Annotated in this window: 14 protein-coding genes; 5 read left to right on the top strand and 9 right to left on the bottom strand. The window is 61.8% G+C overall.

Going from position 1 to position 15,362, the window contains the following annotated elements; all coding sequences use genetic code 11:
- Positions 1-42 precede the first annotated feature (42 nt).
- The 6 genes from MA04_RS16315 to MA04_RS16285 all read right to left on the bottom strand — a co-directional run bounded on the left by MA04_RS16315 (position 43) and on the right by MA04_RS16285 (position 6,831).
- Entirely contained in the window at positions 43-999 is a 957-nt protein-coding gene (locus MA04_RS16315) for an alpha/beta hydrolase (RefSeq protein ID WP_262461599.1), read from the bottom strand.
- Positions 999-3,014: a TonB-dependent receptor domain-containing protein gene (locus tag MA04_RS16310; RefSeq protein ID WP_262461597.1), complete on the bottom strand. Its 2,016-nt coding sequence runs from the start codon at positions 3,012-3,014 to the stop codon at positions 999-1,001. Before MA04_RS16310 ends, MA04_RS16315 begins: the two co-directional genes overlap by 1 nt.
- A gap of 277 nt (positions 3,015-3,291) precedes the next feature.
- Positions 3,292-3,735 carry a cyanase gene (gene cynS / locus MA04_RS16305; RefSeq protein WP_163124070.1) on the bottom strand — a complete coding sequence of 148 codons (444 nt, stop codon included), beginning with the start codon at positions 3,733-3,735 and terminating at the stop codon, positions 3,292-3,294.
- A gap of 49 nt (positions 3,736-3,784) precedes the next feature.
- On the bottom strand, positions 3,785-5,110 hold the full coding sequence (locus MA04_RS16300) for an FAD-dependent oxidoreductase (protein ID WP_394356161.1): 1,326 nt from the start codon (positions 5,108-5,110) through the stop codon (positions 3,785-3,787).
- On the bottom strand, positions 5,107-6,240 hold the full coding sequence (locus tag MA04_RS16290) for an acyl-CoA dehydrogenase family protein (RefSeq protein WP_262461595.1): 1,134 nt from the start codon (positions 6,238-6,240) through the stop codon (positions 5,107-5,109). The genes MA04_RS16300 and MA04_RS16290 overlap by 4 nt, the downstream gene beginning before the upstream one ends.
- A gap of 39 nt (positions 6,241-6,279) precedes the next feature.
- Positions 6,280-6,831: an OsmC family protein gene (locus MA04_RS16285; protein WP_262461593.1), complete on the bottom strand. Its 552-nt coding sequence runs from the start codon at positions 6,829-6,831 to the stop codon at positions 6,280-6,282.
- A 481-nt stretch (positions 6,832-7,312) separates the two neighbouring features.
- Between MA04_RS16285 and MA04_RS16280 the strand changes: the two genes are divergently transcribed.
- From MA04_RS16280 to MA04_RS16260, 5 genes are all read left to right on the top strand, one after another.
- Positions 7,313-8,119 (top strand): ABC transporter ATP-binding protein, encoded by an 807-nt coding sequence (locus tag MA04_RS16280; RefSeq protein ID WP_163124082.1) that lies wholly within the window; start codon positions 7,313-7,315, stop codon positions 8,117-8,119.
- Positions 8,120-8,145: 26 nt separating this feature from the next.
- Positions 8,146-9,408 carry an ABC transporter substrate-binding protein gene (locus tag MA04_RS16275; RefSeq protein ID WP_262461591.1) on the top strand — a complete coding sequence of 421 codons (1,263 nt, stop codon included), beginning with the start codon at positions 8,146-8,148 and terminating at the stop codon, positions 9,406-9,408.
- On the top strand, positions 9,405-10,232 hold the full coding sequence (locus MA04_RS16270; RefSeq protein WP_163124087.1) for an ABC transporter permease: 828 nt from the start codon (positions 9,405-9,407) through the stop codon (positions 10,230-10,232). The genes MA04_RS16275 and MA04_RS16270 overlap by 4 nt, the downstream gene beginning before the upstream one ends.
- Complete coding sequence (locus MA04_RS16265; protein ID WP_262461590.1) at positions 10,232-11,827, top strand: sigma-54-dependent Fis family transcriptional regulator; 1,596 nt, start codon at positions 10,232-10,234, stop codon at positions 11,825-11,827. Before MA04_RS16270 ends, MA04_RS16265 begins: the two co-directional genes overlap by 1 nt.
- 111 nt (positions 11,828-11,938) lie before the next feature.
- The gene (locus MA04_RS16260) at positions 11,939-12,355 is read left to right on the top strand and encodes a PaaI family thioesterase (protein ID WP_262461589.1); all 417 of its coding nucleotides are present in this window, start codon (positions 11,939-11,941) and stop codon (positions 12,353-12,355) included.
- Between the two features lie 18 nt (positions 12,356-12,373).
- Here the strand turns inward: MA04_RS16260 and MA04_RS16255 are convergent, their stop codons facing one another.
- The 3 genes from MA04_RS16255 to MA04_RS16245 are packed head-to-tail and all read right to left on the bottom strand — an operon-like array spanning position 12,374 to position 15,343.
- On the bottom strand, positions 12,374-13,462 hold the full coding sequence (locus MA04_RS16255) for an ABC transporter permease (RefSeq protein ID WP_262461588.1): 1,089 nt from the start codon (positions 13,460-13,462) through the stop codon (positions 12,374-12,376).
- Entirely contained in the window at positions 13,459-14,397 is a 939-nt protein-coding gene (locus tag MA04_RS16250) for an ABC transporter ATP-binding protein (protein ID WP_205475378.1), read from the bottom strand. The genes MA04_RS16255 and MA04_RS16250 overlap by 4 nt, the downstream gene beginning before the upstream one ends.
- Positions 14,384-15,343 carry an HlyD family secretion protein gene (locus tag MA04_RS16245; protein ID WP_163124099.1) on the bottom strand — a complete coding sequence of 320 codons (960 nt, stop codon included), beginning with the start codon at positions 15,341-15,343 and terminating at the stop codon, positions 14,384-14,386. Before MA04_RS16245 ends, MA04_RS16250 begins: the two co-directional genes overlap by 14 nt.
- Positions 15,344-15,362 lie beyond the last annotated feature (19 nt).

Raw genomic sequence — 15,362 nt, 5'->3', positions numbered from 1 at the left:
GCAGTGCCTATGTGCAGGGCTGCTGCATCCGTCTGGACGCGGTCAGTCCCACTCCCGCTCGGGAGTAAGCCCCGAAGCGATGCGCAGCGCTTCCGGCAGGGCGGCGCTGAACATGTCACCGTGACCAAGGCCGGAATAGAGGCGGCGGTGCACCTCGACTCGCGAGATCCGGTCGAGATCATCGGCGAAGCGATTGAAGGCGGCATTACCCTGCCGTTTCCGTTGCCGGAGTTGTTCCGCATCCATCTCCGCGGTGATGCGCACTTCGTTGTCTCCACGGCATAGCCAGACCGGGGTGTTCCGCTCCGGCGGTTGCGCCGCCAGATGATCCAGAGATTGCTGCAATAGATTATCCGCCCAACCCAGGGAAGGGCTTACCGGCAAATAGAGATGAAAAGCCTGGGGGCGGGTGCATAGCGTGAACAACGTGAAAAGGCCACCGAAGGAATGGCCCCAGAGCGCTTTGCGGTTTGGATCTACTTGGGTCCTGCTGGCCACCCAGGGTGTGATCGCGGACTCGATCCGCTCGATAAAGGCTGCGGCACCGCCGCCTTCCCGTTGCGGCCTCCGGGCGTCTCGCACCGAGGTCTGCCCCCTTGGCGCCGGCGTGTAGTCGTAGTGACGGGCATCGCCATCGAACAGTAGATCGGTGTCGTAACCGATCATCACCAGTACCGGTGGCGTGTCTGTGCCAAGCGTTGTCAGCCACTCGGGTCGCAGCCGGCTCAGCACCGCATTGCCATCAAGCAGATACAGCGCCGGGAAGCCGACTGGCGGCGGCGTGCCCTCGGGGATTGCCAGCCACACCCGGTGCCGGCGCCGGCCTCTGGCTCCGGCAAAGGCGCGGCTTTCGAAGCGATAGCCGGCAAGGCCAGTGTCCGCCACCGTGGTGCCCATGGTGCGGGTCATATCCGGGCGTGCCGCCGCCGTGCCGGGTATGGCCAACAAACCGGCGGCGGCCAGCAGGCCCAGGGAAAGATGGCGTCGCTGCCGGTCCATCAGAAGTCCACCACCAGGCCGGCGATGTAACGGCGACCATCGAGCACCATTTCATAGTCGGCGTTGGTGACCTGACGATCCCCCACGTTGTAAACGCCGGCTTTCAGCGTGAGATTTTCGCTGGCGCGGTAGTTCAGGCCCAGATCGACCATGGAATATCCGGGAGTGCCGTCGGCCATGCTGGTGCGCGACTGATAGTCCGAAGTGCGGCTGCGGTGATTGACCCTTACCCAGCTTTGCAGGCGATCGGTGGTTTGCCAGTCGACACCGGCGTTGATCATGTGGCGTGGAATTTTATTCAGCGGCTCGCCTTTGAATTCGCCGGTTTTCTGCTCGGAGTCGGTGAAAGTATAGCTGGTGTTCAGCAGCACCGTTGGTGTCAGATGCCAGGCCAGTGTCGCTTCCACGCCTTGCATTTGCGCTTCGTCCACGTTGATGCGGTCGCTGACGAACATATAGGTCTGGCCTTCGTAATCGCAACTCCAGGTGCTGGGATCGTTGCGGTCGCCGCCATTATCGCACTCGCGGTATTCGGTGATCTTGTCCTTGAAGTCGGTCTGGAACAGCATCACGCTGGTGGCGAAACCGGACGGTAGATCCAGCGCCAGACCCATCTCATAGTTGATGCTGGTTTCCGGATCCAGGTCCGGGTTGCCTTTGATGATGGCGCGCGGATGGCCGGCCGGGTAGCCGCCGCCGCCGGTGATGCTGCCCCAGTCATCCGCCGCTTCGCGCAGGGAAGGCTGCCGGTAACCGGTGGAGACACCGCCTTTCAAGGTCAAGGCCGGATTCAGGTGGTACACCGCGTACAGTCGTGGTGACACGTGATCGCCGAAATTTTCGTCCTGGTTGAAGCGCAGTCCGCCGGTCAGCGACAGATCATTGGTCAGACGCCATTCGTCCTCGAGAAACACCGCGTACTGCCAGCGGCTGATCTCGGTGGTACTGCTGGTGGGCAGACGGTTGGTGGCGTAGTCGGTGAGCTCCTCGTCCTTGTACTGCGCCCCGGCGGTGATGATATGCCGCTCGCCGAACCAGGTGGCCTGGGTGTTGGCGGTCAGAGTTTCCAGAGTGATGCCGTTACGCAATTCACCGACCCGGTCCGGGTTCTCGGTTTTTTCATTCTGGATGTAGGAGTCGGTGCTCCAGTTACCGAAGTTGCCGTTGTGAGTGAGCGCCGCCACCTCTTTGTCGAAACGACGATTGGAGGGCTCCGAACCTTCTTCGTAATACTTGCCCGGTGAGCCGTTACGCTCCTGGCGGGTTTCCTGATAGGACAATCCGATCTCGTTGCTTTGATCCGGAGTGAACACCAGCTTGGCGCCCCCGCCGCGCACTTTCTGTTCCTCGAAACCTTCCAGGATTTCATCTTCGTCACGGTGACGAACCTGGCCGTTCACCTGCAGGCCAAGTTTGTCCTTCAGTAACGGGCCGGCGAGATACAGATCGGACTGACGGGCATTACCGGACTTGGCATTGTCCTGCAGGGTGGCCTCCGCGCCGAAGGAACCAAGCCATTGTTCCGGTACTTTTCGGGTAATGATATTGATCACCCCGCCCATGGCCTCGGAACCATAGAGGGAGGACATCGGCCCGCGAATCACCTCGATGCGTTCGATGGCGCGCAACGGCGGCAGATAGTTCTGCTCCAGACCACTGTCATTGCCGTTGGCGGTAGCCTCGCGGCCGGACAGCCGACGGCCATCCACCAGAATCATGGTGTACTTCGGCGACATACCGCGCAGGCTGATGTCCTGGCGAGAGCCGCCGCCGGTGACGGTGACACCGGGAATGTCCTTCAACGCATCGGTGACATCGGTGTAGCTCTTGGTTTCCAGTTGCTCCCGGTCGATCACCGAAATCGAGGCTGGAGCGTCGGCGATGTGCTGCTCGAAGCCGGCGGCGGACACCACCGTCACGGCTTCCAGCACGTGCGGGCTCTGTTCCTCGGCGAGGGCGTGATGAGCGATAAGGGTGGCGGTGCCGGCCAAAACGGCGCGGGGAAGGGCACCCATCGGGAATCGAAGTGATGACAACACGGGCAAACCTCTCGAAAAAATAAAAAATGACAAGCCTTCGAATCGGGCGTTTTTTTAATGTCACCTCTGTGACGGCCCGTGGGCGGCTGTCATAAAAAAAGTGGCTCCCCACTCTCTGTGAGAGGAGAGCCGGCGAAAGGGCCGGATGATGGCCTGATTGAGGTCACTTTATATAGTAATGGTTCTCATTTGTAAATGAGATTTTATGTCATATGGAGGGGTGGCCAGAGGGCCCGGCCACGGGGAGGAATGATCAGTAACGTTTGTAGGGCAGGAATTTACCGGTCATGACGATGCGGACGCGGTCGCCTTTGGGATCGTCCTGACGCTGGATATCCATGTCGAAATCGATGGCGCTCATGATGCCGTCGCCGAATTCCTCATGGATCAGTTCCTTCATGGCGCCGCCATAGACATGAATGACCTCATAGAGACGGTAAACCAGAGGGTCGCTGGCCAGATTATCGGCGGCTTTGTGCGGAACGGTCTGTAACCAGGCGGCGGCGTCCTCGGGCAGTTCGAACAGTTCCACCGCTGCTCTGGCCTGGTTCGCGTCCAGTGCCATCTGGCCGAGGCAGGCGGCGGTGGCCCATTCCTTGCTCTGGCCGAGGGCGTCGGCGATGGTGCTCCAGCTCAGCCCTTTACGCACTTTGGCGGCGAGGATCAGGTGGGGGATTTCGTTGCGTTGTTCAATCATGGGGCACTCCTGAATCAATGGAAAATGATGAATGTGAGACGAAAGGGGGTTAGCGGCGTCCGACCCTGAGACTGGCGATCACCTGGTGGCCGCGCCGTTGTTCCAGATGCAGGTAATCCGGTTCATCCACCAAGGTCCGCCAGGGTAGAGCGACGTCGCCACAACCGCGCAGCACGATCGGCAGACGTCGGGTTTTCAGACGGATCACCGGGTCCCGATGTTGATAGTCACCTCCGCTACTGCCGGTGATGGCATGAGCGATCCCCCGGGCCTGGTGGGCGATGGGTTCGATAAAGCGGCAGGGTGTGCCGCTCAGACTGATGCAGTCACCGAGGGCGTAGACATGATCAGCGCTGGTGGCCAGGGTACGGGGATTCACCACGATGCCGTTTTCGAACGCCAGCCCGGCCTGTCGTGCCAGCCGGCCACTGGTGACCAGACCGGTGGCCACCACCACCTGATCGACTTCAATAAGGCCATGGAGGTTAGTGGCGATGTGCTTGCTTTGACCCACGGCGTTGATACCGGTGATCTCAGTGGCACCCAGGAAGGTGACGCCGAATTCTTCCAGGTGCTGGCGCAGGCGTCGACGGGCCGCTTCCGGCAGCAGTGTCTCCAGCGGAGCGGACTGGCGATCGAGCAAGGTGACCCGGTGGCCGCTGGCGCTCAGGTCCTCGGCCAGCTCGCAACCGATCATGCCGGCCCCGACCACCGCCACCCGTCGCGAGCCGCCGGCCAAAGCGCGGCGCAGGCCGTTGAAGCCGTCCAGATGATTGACCCGCCAGCACAGCTCCGGCGGCAAGACCGCCGGCAACAGCGGGTGGGCGCCATGGGCCAGGATCAGGGCACGATAACGCAGCGTACCGCGTGTGGTACGCAATTGGCGGCTGTCGGTGGATAATCCCACCGCGTAGGTTTGTGGTAACAGCCGCACACCGAGTCGCTGGGCGGCATCCGCTCCGGTTTGTTGCACCAGATCCTCGGGGCCGGAGCCGCGACTCAGCGCCACTGATAATTCAGGTTTGTGATAGCGGTGGCCGTCGCAGGCGGTGACCAGGGTGATCGGCAACGCCGGGTCCAGGCCGCGCAGCGCTTCCGCCACACTCCAGCCAGCGATGCCGGCGCCGACGATCACCACGGGTTCTTCATCGTTCTGGTGATGGGCCGTGGCCGGGGTTTCCACCACCGGATGTGGTGGTGGCTCATACGGTTCGAAATCCGCCTTACCGACGCCGCATAACGGGCACTCCCAATCCTCCGGGATGTCCTCGAAGCGGGTACCCGGCGGCAGGCCACCATCCGGATCGCCTTTCTCCTCATCGTAAATCAGACCGCAGGCCAGACAGATGTATTGCTTCCAGGGACGGGTTGTCATTGCGGCCACTCCTCCCGGGAAAGACGATCCATTTCCCAGCGCAGGTGCTTGATCGCTGGAGTGACGATGGCGACGAACTGCGCTTCGCGCAGCCGCCGCTGGGCCGCGGCGCTCATCACATAACCCCGGGCACCCTGGTGCAACATGGCGGACTGCGCCGCGCGCAGAGCGAACTCCGCGCCTTGCGCGCGCAGGTCCAGCAGATCCAGCAGATAGTCGCGATCGGTGGCGTAAGGCGTGCCGGTGAGGCCCGCCAGTCGCCGGCCCATGTCGTCGAACTCGCGCCGCAGTGCTTCGGGACGGTCATGCAGAAACTTATTGACGTGGCCCAGTTGGCTTTCCACTTCCTGCATGCTGTCCAATGCGCCTTCCGCCACACCCAGGGCCATGCCGATCTGCAACAGAATGAAAGCGCCACGAATACGTGAGACGAAAGGCGCGGCCGGCTCGGCGATGATCTGTTCCGGTACTACCGGATAATGGTCCAGACGCAGTCCCCAGGTGGAGCTGCCTTCCATTCCCGAGAAGGTGGGGCAGGGGCGCAGGGTGACGTGGTCGTTGCAATGCAGCAGGAACATCAGTTCGCCGGCGGGCTGGTCCTTATCGTCGCGGATTGATGCCAGGGCACCGCAATACTGGCCCGGCCCGATGTGACTGACCCACGGCAGAGAACCGGATACCCGATAGCCGCCGTGGCCGTCGGCTTTGGCGATGAGCGCCATGCGTTCGATGCCGGATAACGCTTTCATCGGATTGGACAGGGCGGTGCCACCGAAAGTCTGGCCACTGCGGTGGGCCTGCAGCGGCGTGCCTTGCAGGTGAGGATTACCGGATTGCTCCATATATAGTCCACACACCTGGTGGGCCCAGATCAGAAAGCCGGTGGTGCCGCAGTGGCGACTGACCTCGCGCATGGCATCGACAGCCAGATCAAAGCGTTGACCGTGGCTTTCCAGATGGGCGGCGAGGGCGCCGGCCTCACCGAGAGCGGCGAGTACCTCCAGGGGATAGTAGCCGTCGTGATCGATGCGATTGGCCAACGCCGCCAATGGCCCCTCGGCGATGGCGCGCACGCGTTCCATGTGCACCGGCGCGATGTCATCGGTGGCTCGTTGCAAGGCGCTGTTCATAACGGTCTCCGTGGACGGCGCCGGAGGGCGCCGCCGTTGTCAGTCGGCAAGGCTGATGGAAAAGTTGATCGGGTTGCGGATGGTGTTGGCCACCGGAGAAAAGTAGTTGGCGTGCTGCACGATCTGATCCAGTTCCTCGCGGCTGGCGTCGCCTTCCACCACCACTTTCACCCGTACTTCCTGGAATCCCATTTGCGAGGGAATACGCTGGGCGCCGCCGGCGCCCCAGGCGGCGCTGTTGCCAATATCACCTTCCAGGAATAGTTCCAGACGGGACAGTTTTACCTGTTTCCAGGTGGCCACGGCGGTGATGCCCACGGCCAGACAGCCGCCGAGCGCGGACAATACAATTTCTCCCGGGGCCGGGGCGGTGTTCTGGCCGAACAGGTGAGGGGGCTCGTCCACCACCACCGCCTCGTGGTCACCAACGTAGCTGAGGGTGCGGTATTGACCTTCGCAGACGGTGTGGACCTTGTTGGTCCCGCGTGCTTCCGGGTTGGCGCGGCCTTTTTCGGCGAAGCCAAGCAGGCCGTCGCGGTCGATCGGACGCAGGTACGTGGAAACGGTTTCGACGCTGGTTTGAGTGCTCAAGGCAAGACTCCTTGCTGGTTTTGGCGGATTGGATGAGGCGGTTCGGGCCCTGGACCCGTTCGCGCTTCCCGAAGGGTTATGGCAAAGGCTGTGCCAGGATTGCTGTAAGCCGGAAAGGTTGAAAAAAAAGGCTTTAAAAACAAACAAGTAAATAAAACAGGGGAGCATGTCAGGCGGGCGAAACGGGAGCGGATGGCGCTATCGGCAAAAAGATCGGGCCGACAATGTCGGACAAAGTGGAACAATGTTCGTTTTTGTCGCGTTTCCATGTCGTCTGTCGATCACGATTGGTTTTTTGCATAGAGCCCCGGCGCTCCGAACGGCGCCGTCGCCGCGAAGCTAATACCTTGATAAATCGTTGTTTTCCGCCCTTCCACCGATGGTTTTTATAAACCGTCGGCGAACTTTGGTCCGCTTGGCATGCTTTCTGCTCTTGTCAGGGAGACAGCCGATGGCTTTGTGCAAACGGGAGAAGTAACGGATGGGCGCGACGATCAGCATCAATGGTATTACCCACCACTACAAAGCCGGCGCGGATCCGGTTTTGCAGAACATCGAAAACCGGATCGACAGCGGCGAATGCGTGGTTCTGATCGGCCGCAGCGGCTGTGGCAAATCCACCTTGCTGCATCTGATCGCCGGTTTGCTGCAGCCTTCCGAGGGGTGCGTCAAGATCAACGGTCACCAGGTGGTCCGGCCGATGGCCAAGTGGAACATGATGTTCCAGAAGCCTTCGTTGTATCCGTGGATGAATGTGCGTCAAAACGCCGGCCTGGGGTTGGAGTTCGCCGGTCGGCCCAAGGCGGAGATCCGCGGTCGGGTCGATGAGCTGCTCATGCTGGTCGGCTTGTCGGAGTACAGCGAGGCCAACGTGCAGAGTCTTTCAGGCGGTCAACAGCAGCGGGTGGCACTGGCCCGTTCCCTGGCAACCAATCCGGAAGTGTTGCTACTGGATGAACCGTTTTCCGCTCTCGACGCTTTTACCCGAGCCAGTCTGCAGAAGGAAGTTGCCGCCATTTGTCGGGACTTCGGCATCACCCTGGTGACCGTCACTCACGATATCGATGAAGCGATTCTGATGGCCGACCGGGTAATGATCATGAACCGTAACCCGGGGCGCATCGAACAAGAGTTTGAGGTGGCGCTGGATTGGCCACGGGATACCGCCGGTGTCGACTTTCAGGCGCGGCGACGGGTTTTGATGGAGCAGTTCGAACGTTCCGAAAACGTAACGCCGCTGGGCAAGCCCTCCCGGGACCGGGTGGCGCTGCGCCGCGTTGGTGGATGATGTCTTCGAATTGGGGAGAGTGTTTCATGGGTCAGTCAAATCACGATTATTGCGAGCACGACGATCACACTTTGTTGACGTGCCAATGTCACGACGGCGCACTGAACCGCCGTGATTTCATGCGCGACATTCTGGCCGCCACTGGTGCCGGCATGTTGGGTGCTTCCGCCATGGGACTGGCCAGTCCGGCGATGGCGGCAGCGGAGGACGAAGTACTGCGCATCGGTTACCTGCCGATCGTTGACGCTGCCTTGTTGCTGGTGGCTCATGCGCAGGGCTATTTCGAAGAAGAAGGAATCGTTACTGAAAGGCCGACGCTGATTCGCGGCTGGTCGCCACTGGTGGAAGGGTTCGCCAGCGGCAAATTCAATCTGGTGCACCTGTTGAAGCCGATTCCGGTGTGGATGCGATACAGCAGCGGCTTCCCGGTGAAAATCATGTCCTGGGCCCACGTCAATGGCTCCGCCGTGGTTGTGGGCCGGCATACCGAGGCCAAGGAATTCAGTGACCTTGGCGGTATGCAGGTGGCGGTACCGTACTGGTATTCCATGCACAACGTAGTGATTCAGATGGGGCTGCGTCAGGCTGGATTGACGCCGGTGATCAAAGGGCAGAACGAAGCGTTGGCCGCCAACGAAGTGAATTTGCAGATCATGCCGCCGCCGGACATGCCGGCGGCTCTCGCGGCGCGAAAAATTGATGCCTTCATTGTGGCCGAGCCGTTCAACGCCGCCGGTGAAATGCTCGCCGGCGGGCGGGTGCTGCGCTTCACTGGCGACATGTGGAAGAACCATCCCTGCTGTGTGGTGTGCATGACCGAGCAGCAGGTGGCGGCGCGGCCGCAATGGACACAGAAAGTAATGAACGCTCTGGTGCGCGCGCAGAATTACACCCAGGCCAATAAGCAGAAAGTGGCACATATGTTGTCCAAGGACGGCAAGGGCTATTTGCCGATGCGGGCCCCGGTGGTGGAAAGGGCGATGACTTATTACTCCGATCAGGACTATCCATCACCGGACGCCATTCGCCACCCCGAATGGAGCAGCGGGCGGGTGGACTTTCACGGCTGGCCGTATCCCTCCGCCACTCGCTTTATCGTCGATCAAATGAAGCGGACGCTGGTCAGCGGCGATACCACCTTCCTGCAGAAACTGGAGCCGGATTTTGTCGCCGGCGACCTGGTGGACGACCGTTTTATCCGCAAGGCCCTGGAGGCGGACGCGCAATGGCGGGTCGGACTGGAAGCCGGTTCCGCCTCTTATGAGCGGGAGGAGGTAATCAAAGTATGAAGGCCCCGAGCGTATCGATACCCAACCAGAATGCCGCCGGTCTGAGCGCCGTGGCCCGGCGGCGGCTGCAGGCGGTGACCTATCCGCTGGCCGGGATAGCGATCATGTTTCTGTGCTGGTGGCTGGGCGGGTGGGTCCTGGCGGGCAATCCGGACACCGTTATTTTTGCCGGTTTCGCACCGGGGCCGACACTGGCCTCACTGCAACAGATGTTGGGGGAAGGCGCGTTATGGGATGCCATCGGCGCCAGCCTGTACAGGATTGGCGCGGGTTTGTTCTGGGGCTGCCTGTTGGGGATTCCGCTCGGCATCATGGTGGGCTATTTCACCACCGCCATGCAGATGGCCAATCTGCCGTTTCAGTTTCTGCGTATGGTCAGTCCGCTGGCGTGGATGCCGCTGGCGGTGATGATCTTTGATAGCTGGGATGGTGCCATTGTATTCCTGATCGCCATGGCGGCGTTGTGGCCGATTCTGTTTTCCACTGCCCACGGTGTGCGCCGCATCGATCCGGGCTGGCTGAAGGTGGCTCGTAATCTTGGCGCCGGTGGGGCGCAGATGTTGCGCAAGGTGATTCTGCCGGCGGTGATGATGGATATGATGGCGGGGATCCGATTGGCGGTGGGCGTCGCCTGGGTGGTGCTGGTGCCAGCGGAATATCTTGGCGTGACCAGTGGCCTGGGCTATGCCATCAATGATGCCCGCGACACTCTGGACTACTCCGCGCTGGCCGCGGTGGTGCTGGTGATCGGCGTGATCGGCTATGGTCTGGACAGTCTCTGCGGACTGCTGATGCGTCGCTTCAATTGGCGTATGGAAAGCTGATGCTGAGCTCCGGGTTGAATGTTGGCGACGCTGCCCGCGGCGAGGATGTGGATCTGATCGTGCTGCGTGAAGCGGCGCAGCTTATCAGCCGTGCCGACACGCCGGAGCTGGCCATCGGCAGCATTCTGCGACTGCTGTCGCAGATGCTCGGTTTGAACCGTGCCAGGGTTCTGCTGCCGGGAATCCAGGATCACGGATTGAGCATTCGCTATGCCTATGGCCTGACCAATGAAGAACGGGCCCGGGGCCGTTATCGGCCTGGTGAGGGGATCGTTGGCCGGGTGATGGACAGCGGGCAGATTGCGGTGGTTCAAGACATCGACGAGGAGCCCTTGTTCTTGTTCCGCGCCGTGGGCCGGCGCACGCTGCCAGACGAAATCGTCTCCTATGTGGCCGTGCCGCTGATGGACGGTGGTGTGCCCATGGGGGTGCTGGCGGCCCATCGTCTGCGCCAGCGACCACGCAAGTTCGATCGTGATCTGGCCACCTTACGTACGGTGGCGGTATTCATCGTGCAGATTCTCAAATGCCATGCCCTGCTGGAGGAACGCACCGCCAGCCTGCGCGATGAGAACCGGCAACTAAAAGATGCACTCAGCCACTGTCGTCCCAGTCATGGCATCCTTGGCGAAAGTGCCCCGCTGCGAGAGGCACTGTCCAATGCGCTCAAGGTGGCCGCCACCGAAGTGACGGTGCTGCTTACCGGCGAATCGGGCACCGGCAAGGAAAGATTCGCCGAGTTGCTGCATAACCAGAGCCCCCGCCAGGACGGACCGTTCCTGGCGATCAACTGCGCCGCGATTCCCGAACAGTTATTGGAATCGGAATTGTTCGGTCACGAAAAAGGGGCATTCACCGGTGCCAATACGCAAAAAAAAGGCAAGATCGAGCTGGCTGACGGTGGCACTTTGTTTCTCGATGAAATCGGTGACATGAACCCGGACTTGCAAAGCAAATTGCTGCGAGTACTGGAGAAGCGCGCGGTGCAGAGAGTGGGTGGCAGTTGTGACATTCCAGTATCGGTACGTATCATCGCCGCCACCCACAAGAATCTGCAACGGGCGGTGGGGGCGGGCCACTTCCGATTGGATCTTTATTACCGGCTCAATGTGCTGCCGATTCATTTGCCGCCACTGCGTGAGCGGCACGGCGACGTACGTCTGTTAACCCGGCACTTCCTCTATCGCACCAACCGTGAATACCAGCGCGATGTGGTGTTGTCCGCGGAGGCCATGGAGCAGCTTGAGCGCTATGGCTGGCCCGGCAATATCCGCCAGTTGGAGAACATTCTTCGCCGCGCGGTGCTGATGGCTCACGACCATACCCTGACGGGCACCGATGTGGAGCGGATTCTGGCTCAGGAATCCAGCCCCGTCAGCGACGCTCCGCCAATAATCGCGACACCGGCACCGTTGGCGGCGGTATTGGAACGTCCCTATCGCCGGGTACGGGAGCAGGACCGGGCAATGTTGGACGATGCCCTGAGACGGGCCGGAGGCAACAAGAGCCGTGCCGCGCGCAGTTTGGGCATGACGCCGAGACAGTTTCGCTATCATTTACAGAAACTGGCTGATCGGGAAGCACGGTCGGACTGAAAGACAGGCCGATCAGATCATCCACGCCACCCGCACAGGTCGTTTTTGGCAATGGTCTTGATCGCGGGAATCGGCAATGCTGCTGCTTTCCATATGGCGGGAGGCATAACAGTGAGCCTGACTGACGACTTCAAATGGGTGATGAATGCGCCGTTTCTCAAGCTGCTCGGTCTGGAAGCCGTCGGCGTGGAAAGCGGTAAGGTGGTTTCAAGATTGACCGTGCGTGAGGATCATCACCAGCAAAATGGCTATGTCCACGCCGGCGTGGTGGGCACCATGGCGGATCACACCGCCGGCGCCGCGTCCGCCACGGTCATGGCGGAAGGCTTCATGCCGTTGACCATCGAGTTCAAAGTCAACCTGTTGCGCCCGGCGGTGGGGCGGGCCCTGGTGTGTGAAGCCAATGTACTGAAAGCCGGTAAAGCGGTGACAGTGGCGGAATCGGAAGTGTTCGCCGAGGATGACAACGGCGAGCGCAAACTGGTGGCCAAGGCCACCGTTACTCTGGCGGTGGTGCCGCGGCGGTAACGCGAGAGCCAGGGCGGCTCAATCCAGCCGTTTATGCACCCGCGCCACCGCGATACCCAGCAGGACCACGGCGAAGACGGCCAGCGCCAACAGCTCCGGCCACAGATCGGCAAGTCCGGCGCCGCGCAGCATGATACCCCGTGCCAGGCGAATGAAGTGCGTCAGCGGCAGGACCTCGGCGATCCATTGCGCGGCTTTGGGCATGCCTTCATAGGGAAACATGAAGCCGGATAGCAAAATCTGTGGCAGGAAGGTGAAGATCGCCGCCTGGATCGCCTGGAATTGACTGCGTACCAGGGTGGAAATAAAGATGCCCAGTGCCAGGCTGGCGATGATGAACAACAAAGCCGCCAGATAGAGTTCGAGCGGCGAGCCCCGCACCGGCACCTGGAAAATCCATTTGCCCAGCAGCAACACCAGTGAAGTCTGAATCAGGCCGATGGCGACGAAGGGCAGTACCTTGCCGAGGGTCAGTTCCGCCGAGGACAGCGGCGTGGTGATGAGGAATTCCAGGTTGCCCTGTTCCCGTTCCCGCACCAGGGCGATGGCGGTGAACATGACCATGGTCATGGTCAGGATCACGCCGATCAGCCCGGGCACGGTGTTCAGCGGCGCGTTGCGGTGTGGATTGTAGTAGGGCAGAACTTCCACCGCAGCTGTGGTGGTGGCGCCGCGCAAGGGGAATTGGGCGATTTGTCGGGCGGCTTGTTGCACCACCTGGTCGGAACCGTCGACGATCAGTTGTAGCGGAGGCCGTTGGCCTTGCAAACGGCGCTCGAAATCCGCCGGAATGATCAGCACCGCCTTCACTTCTCCGCGCCGCAACATGGCCTCGCCGGTGCCCGCATGATGGAGGGCGCGATTGAAATTGAACACCCGCGATTGCTGCAGTTCCTCCACGACTTGCCGGCTTGTTTGTGTCTGTGCCTGGTCCACCACGGCGGCGGGCAGGTGGCGCACATCCATATTGATGGCGTAGCCGAACAGGATCAGCTGCAGGGTGGGGATGCCGATGATCATGCCGTAGGTAAGGCGATCCCGGCGCAGTTGGCGCAGCTCCTTGATCACCACCGCGAGCAGGCGCGAAAAGCTGAAACGATCGCTCACGACTCTCCCTCCGTGTGACCGTGGGTGGCGGCGACGAAGACGTCCTCCAAATTGACATCGGTGATGTCCACTTTCCCTTCGATACCTTCCTTCCGCAGCGCATCGCGCACCGCCGGCAACTGATCCGGGGAGGACACCAGCACCCGCAGGCTGGCGCCGATTTGAGCGCAGGAACGCACGTCCTCCAATGCTTGCAGTACGGTTTGTGCCCTTCTCGGGGCCGCTGTCGCCACCAGCAGAGGCGTGGCGTCGACATCGGCTTTCAACCGCTCGGGGCTGCCCTGGGCCATCAGCCGGCCACGTTGCAGAATCGCCAGTTGATGGCAGCGTTCCGCCTCGTCCATGTAATGGGTGGAGACCAGCAAGGTAGTGCCGGCGTCGGTGAGGGCGAACAGTTCGTCCCAGAAATCCCGCCGCGATTGCGGGTCCACGGCGCTGGTGGGCTCGTCCAGGAACAACAGCTCCGGTTGGTTCAGTACCGCCGTGGCCAGTGCCAGGCGTTGCTTCTGGCCACCACTGAGAGTGCCCGCCAACTGGCCGGCCAACGCCTCCAGGTGATAGCGGTGGCAGAGTTCCTCCACCCGCTGCCGGGTGCGCTGACGGCTCAACCCGAATAGGCGGGCGACGAATTCCAGGTTTTCGCGCACGGTCAGATCCCGGTAAAGCGAGAACGTTTGCGTCATGTACCCGGCCCGGCGCTTCAGCGCTTCGGCCTGTTTCGGAATGTCCAGGTCGAGCACGCGGATATCGCCCTCACTGGGCAACAGCAGACCGCAGAGCATGCGGATGGTGGTGGATTTGCCACAGCCATTGGGGCCGAGAAAGCCGTAGACCTGGCCGCGTGGCACGCTGAGATTCAGGTGATCGACGGCAGTAAAGTCACCGAACCGGCGGGTCAGGTCGTGCGTCTCGATGGCGTTATCAGTGCTCATCATCTTGCTCTGGCCAGACTTGGCAAGGGACTCCCGCCGGCAGTTCGCGGGCGGCTTCTCCGAGCAGCGTCAGTTCCGCCATATAGGACAGTCGGGCGGCGTCGTCGCCGCTGAGCGCGTAGTAGGGGGTGAAGGCGGGGTCCTGACGGATGCTGCGCACCTCGGCGTCGAAGGGCTTGTCGATGCCGTCCACGGCGACACGAAAACGATCGCCGGGCCGGATCGCCGCCCGACGCGGTTCAGGTATATAGACTCGCGCGTAAGGGGTGTCGCCGCCGAGCAGGCTGACCAGCACCGCGCCCTGGGCGGGTTGGTCGCCAAGGCGGTGGGGCAGGGCATCCACCCGGCCGGCAATGGGGGCCACCACGTCCAGGCGCTGCCTCTGACGCCGCAGTTCCGCCACGGATGCTTGTGCCGCCTGCAAGGTGGCGCGCGCCTGGTCCAGTTGTTCCGGGCGGGTGCCGGCGAGCAGTTCGTCCAGCCGTGCCTGCCGGGCGTCCACCTGAGCGCCGAGACTGTTCACCCGGGCGCGGGCGTCGTCCAGATTGGCGCGGGCCACGCTGCCGCGTTCGAACAACGTTTGTGTACGCCGCAGATCCTGCCGCGCCAGAGTCCGTTCGCTGCGCGCCTGGGCGAGCTCGGCGCGGGCGGCGTCGATGGTTTCCCGTCGCGGACCGCGCTCCAGCTCGGCGAGCCGGGCCCGTTGGCCGGCCAGATCCGCTTGCGCCGCTTCCAGCCGTGCCTGAATCCGGGTCGGGTCCAGGCGCAGCAGCGGCTGGCCCGAAGTCACTGCCTCGCCCTCCCGCACCGACAGTTCGATGACCGGTTCGGACGCTTCGGCCAGCACCGCCACGCGATCCCATTCGATGGTGCCGAGCAGCGGCTCGGGTTGGTCGTTGCAACCGAATAACAAAAGCAGTAAAGGCGAGATAACAACAGGGCGCATCATGGTGGACCTCTTCGGGACT

Origin of the sequence: Alloalcanivorax balearicus MACL04 (assembly GCF_025532145.1) — a bacterium.
Taxonomy (GTDB): domain Bacteria; phylum Pseudomonadota; class Gammaproteobacteria; order Pseudomonadales; family Alcanivoracaceae; genus Alloalcanivorax; species Alloalcanivorax balearicus.
Note: the sequence above shows the minus strand (reverse complement) of the source record. Positions and strands in the feature narration are given on the sequence as shown.

Excerpts from the sequence above, each read along its gene's own strand:
- MA04_RS16310 (WP_262461597.1), bottom strand. The coding sequence starts at position 3,014 with ATGGGTGCCCTTCCCCGCGCCGTTTTGGCCGGCACCGCCACCCTTATC.
- MA04_RS16275 (WP_262461591.1), top strand. The coding sequence starts at position 8,146 with ATGGGTCAGTCAAATCACGATTATTGCGAGCACGACGATCACACTTTG.
- MA04_RS16250 (WP_205475378.1), bottom strand. The coding sequence starts at position 14,397 with ATGATGAGCACTGATAACGCCATCGAGACGCACGACCTGACCCGCCGG.
- cynS (WP_163124070.1), bottom strand. The coding sequence starts at position 3,735 with ATGATTGAACAACGCAACGAAATCCCCCACCTGATCCTCGCCGCCAAA.
- MA04_RS16280 (WP_163124082.1), top strand. The coding sequence starts at position 7,313 with ATGGGCGCGACGATCAGCATCAATGGTATTACCCACCACTACAAAGCC.
- MA04_RS16300 (WP_394356161.1), bottom strand. The coding sequence starts at position 5,110 with ATGACAACCCGTCCCTGGAAGCAATACATCTGTCTGGCCTGCGGTCTG.
- MA04_RS16315 (WP_262461599.1), bottom strand. The coding sequence starts at position 999 with ATGGACCGGCAGCGACGCCATCTTTCCCTGGGCCTGCTGGCCGCCGCC.
- MA04_RS16265 (WP_262461590.1), top strand. The coding sequence starts at position 10,232 with ATGCTGAGCTCCGGGTTGAATGTTGGCGACGCTGCCCGCGGCGAGGAT.
- MA04_RS16290 (WP_262461595.1), bottom strand. The coding sequence starts at position 6,240 with ATGAACAGCGCCTTGCAACGAGCCACCGATGACATCGCGCCGGTGCAC.
- MA04_RS16270 (WP_163124087.1), top strand. The coding sequence starts at position 9,405 with ATGAAGGCCCCGAGCGTATCGATACCCAACCAGAATGCCGCCGGTCTG.
- MA04_RS16245 (WP_163124099.1), bottom strand. The coding sequence starts at position 15,343 with ATGATGCGCCCTGTTGTTATCTCGCCTTTACTGCTTTTGTTATTCGGT.